Raw genomic sequence first — 3,161 nt, 5'->3', positions numbered from 1 at the left:
GTGGTTTCCCCGGCCAGGATCGACAGCACGATCCGGGTCTTCTCCTCGGCCGCCAGGGCCGGTGGTCTTGGCATGGTGATCAGGCTCCTCGCTGGTCAACCCCGTAGGCAACGGGGTCTGCCACAAAGCCTGACGCGCGACACAGCTGAGCTGCGGCTGGTGGACTGTCCCTAGCTAGTTGGACCGCTGAGACGGGTTTGTCTGTTCGGAAGGGTGCTCGGCGGTGCGCCGGCGGCGTTGGTGCGTCCGGCGGGCCAACAGGGCGATCGCGATGGCGATCAGCGCTATGAGCACGATGTTGCTGATGGTGCCGACGTAGTGGCCCACGCTGTTCCACTGGGTTCCCAACGCGTAGCCGGCGGCGACCAGAGCGCTGTTCCACAGAACGCTGCCGGCGGCGGTGGCGAGGGTGAAAGTTAGCCACGGCATCCGGTCGGCTCCCGCGGGCAGCGAGATCAGACTGCGGACTCCGGGCACGAAGCGGCCGAAGAAGACCGACCCGCGCCCGTGCCGGTGGAACCAGTCGGCGGCGTGCTGCAGGTCCTCGGCATCCAGCAGCGGCACCTTGGCCAGCACGGCGATCGAACGCTGCAGACCCAGCGCCGCGCCCAGGGCGTAGAACAGCCATGCCCCAGCCACCGAGCCGAGGACCGAAGCGATCAGCACCCAGACCAGCGACAAGCGACCTTGCTGGGCCAAGAACCCCGACAGGGGCAGCACGACCTCGCTGGGAACCGGTGGCACGACCGTTTCGACGAAGGTGAGGACGCCCACCCCCGGTTCGCCCATGCGGTCGATGAGGTGAGCGAAGAAGCCGGTCAGGCCCTTGAGGCCGGCCACCGGGCTGTCGGCGGAGCTGATCGCCTCAGTGAACCGGGCCGGGCCTGCGGCGACGTCCGGACCAGCCAACCCGGCCGAGGCAGCCCGTGCAGTTGAGGCGGCCACCCCGGCCGCGACGGTAGAGAGCATGAGACCTCGCAGAGCTAGGAAGGAAGCAGTCGCAGTCGCGCATGCCGGGCGGTTCTGGGTGCAGACGCGCTGGAAGGAGCAGGACGGCGGTGGCACTCCTTGGCGTCGAGCAACCCCCAGGGGCGAGCAACCCCCAGGGGCAAGCGGCTCCTTTCAGTCAACGTACCGCACAGCCGATGTTATGGCCGTAACATCTAAGTGTCACGTGCATGACGACGGCCGATGCCTCCGGCCACCTGGCCTGCGTGGCTGGCCCGATGAGACGGCGAAGAGCGGAGAAGGTCGTGAAGAAGCTGGTGTGGCGGGTCGTGGTGCGCTTCCTGCTGCCGTTGCTGGTGCGCCGCCTGCGACGGCGCACCAGCAACGGCATGGGCCGGGTCCTGAGCGGCATCTGGCCACGTGGTGGATCTGCGCCTGGCGGATCCGCGCACGGCGGGCTGCTGAATGAGCTGCTGGGCGGGCTGCTGGGCGGGATCGGTGCGGCACGAGAATCCGTTGGTCGAGACGGTCGCCGGTCCGCTCGGCTGCCGAAGGTCTCCTTGCGCAAGCGGTCCTTGCGCAAGAAGTCCCTGCGCAAGGCATCGCGGCTGGCGTGGAAGCTGGTGCGATGAGCCCCTCCACCCCGCAGACAAGTGCTGACGCAGCCGCTGAGGCACCGGGCCTGGCCGAGCAGGTGGGCCAGGATCTTCCGTCGGTGCGGCAGCGGTGGTTGCTGATCACCGTGTCCACCCCCAGCGCCGCGGCTTCGCTGCGGGTGCACGTGTGGCGCAAGCTGCGGTCCCTGGGGGCGCTGTACCTGCAGTCCTCGGTGTGCCTGCTGCCGGCGCTGCCGGTTCCGGTGCGGGAGGTGCGCCGACTGGTGGATCGAGTCGGGCGTGATGGCGGCACCGCCCGGGTCTTGAGCATCGAAGTGCCCGACGAGGAGGCGGCGCTGGTGCAGGAGATGAACGCTGCCCGCGATGAGGAGTACGGCGAGGTCCTCGAACGCGTCCCGGCGTTCTTGGCTGAGATCGCCGGCGAACGGGCCCGGGCTCGGGCCACCTACGCCGAGGTGGAGGAGTCCGAAGCCGACCTGGCGCGGTTCCAGTCCTGGCTGACCAAGATCGAGGCCCGCGACTACTTCGGCGCCCCCGGTGCGGCCGCGGCGCGCTCAGCGGTAGCCCGCTGCCAGCAGGAGCTGGTCACCTTCGAGCAGGAGGCGCTGGCCGCTGAGACCACCTCTTCCTCGACGAGCCCGGCGTGGGCCAGCACAGGCGCCGCTGGTTTCGAGGCGGTCGGGCAGGCGGACATCGAGCCCCTGGAACCCCTGGAGCCCCTGGAGCCCCTGGAGCCCCTGGTGGACGGCACGGTCACGGACCTGCCCGAGCGGTCGCCTACCCGGGCGAAGACCACGCGCACGCGGAAGGGGGACCAGCGGTGAGCTGGTGGGACAGCTGGGGACAGGACTGGGCGCAGGTCGCGCTGGGGGTGCTGGCTGGTCTGCTGCTGGTCTACGTGGTGCTGCTGGCGGCGTTGTGGAAGGTCAGCCCTCCGCAGGCCACCTTGCGTGAGGCCCTGCGGTTGCTGCCGGACCTGCTGCGCCTGGTCCGGTCCCTGGCCGCCGACCGGTCCTTGCCGCGGCGGGTGCGGGTCTACCTGGTGCTGCTGCTGGGGTACCTGGCCATGCCCATCGACCTGGTGCCCGACTTCGTGCCGGTGCTCGGGTACGCCGACGATGCCGTCGTGGTCGCCGTGGTGCTGCGGGCGGTCATCCGCGCCGCCGGCCGGCAGGCGGTGCAACAGCACTGGTCCGGCACACCCATCGGACTGGATCTGGTGCTGCGTCTGGCCGGGCAGCGTTCGAGCACCCCCACGCAGGGCGGACAGCCGGTCGATGAGTGATCGACGGTGATCGAGGCGACCACCGCAGCCCAGCTGCCGGTCCACTTGCAGAACCTGACCAACCTGGAGGTGCCGGCGCTGCTGGTTGCCTCAGCGGCGGCGTTCGTGCTCGCCGTGGTCTCAGCGGTAGCCGGGTTCGGTGGCGGAGTGTTGTTGCTGCCGGTGTTCACCGCACTGTTCGGCATTGGAGCGTTCCCGGTTTCGTGGACACGGGATTAAGCTGCAAGTTGCGCGATCTCGTCTAGATGCCGATACCCTAACTCAAACTCCCGCGGCGTCAAGTATCCCAGCGCCGAATGACGTCGGACCGT

Annotated in this window: 5 protein-coding genes; 4 read left to right on the top strand and 1 reads right to left on the bottom strand. The window is 69.4% G+C overall.

What is annotated here, in order from left to right:
• Positions 1-174 precede the first annotated feature (174 nt).
• Positions 175-945, bottom strand: coding sequence for a DedA family protein (locus AB2L27_RS20070; protein ID WP_370443264.1), 771 nt, complete (start codon positions 943-945; stop codon positions 175-177).
• A 308-nt stretch (positions 946-1,253) separates the two neighbouring features.
• Here AB2L27_RS20070 and AB2L27_RS20065 point away from each other — a divergent pair, with 308 nt between their 5' ends.
• The 4 genes from AB2L27_RS20065 to AB2L27_RS20050 are packed head-to-tail and all read left to right on the top strand — an operon-like array spanning position 1,254 to position 3,069.
• The gene (locus tag AB2L27_RS20065) at positions 1,254-1,580 is read left to right on the top strand and encodes a hypothetical protein (protein ID WP_370443263.1); all 327 of its coding nucleotides are present in this window, start codon (positions 1,254-1,256) and stop codon (positions 1,578-1,580) included.
• Positions 1,577-2,389 (top strand): Chromate resistance protein ChrB, encoded by an 813-nt coding sequence (locus AB2L27_RS20060; protein ID WP_370443262.1) that lies wholly within the window; start codon positions 1,577-1,579, stop codon positions 2,387-2,389. Before AB2L27_RS20065 ends, AB2L27_RS20060 begins: the two co-directional genes overlap by 4 nt.
• A complete protein-coding gene (locus AB2L27_RS20055; RefSeq protein WP_370443261.1) occupies positions 2,386-2,850 on the top strand; it encodes a DUF1232 domain-containing protein in 465 nt (154 codons plus the stop codon). Before AB2L27_RS20060 ends, AB2L27_RS20055 begins: the two co-directional genes overlap by 4 nt.
• A gap of 6 nt (positions 2,851-2,856) precedes the next feature.
• Positions 2,857-3,069, top strand: a complete 213-nt coding sequence (locus AB2L27_RS20050) for a hypothetical protein (protein ID WP_370443260.1) — start codon at positions 2,857-2,859, stop codon at positions 3,067-3,069.
• The last annotated feature ends 92 nt before the right edge of the window (positions 3,070-3,161 follow it).

Origin of the sequence: Kineococcus halophytocola (genome assembly GCF_041276425.1) — a bacterium.
Classification (GTDB): Bacteria; Actinomycetota; Actinomycetes; order Actinomycetales; family Kineococcaceae; genus Kineococcus; species Kineococcus halophytocola.
This window is presented reverse-complemented; position numbering and strand designations above follow the sequence as displayed.

What these genes read in the sequence shown, in the direction of transcription:
- AB2L27_RS20060 (WP_370443262.1), top strand. Translation starts at nt 1,577, where the DNA reads ATGAGCCCCTCCACCCCGCAGACAAGTGCTGACGCAGCCGCTGAGGCA.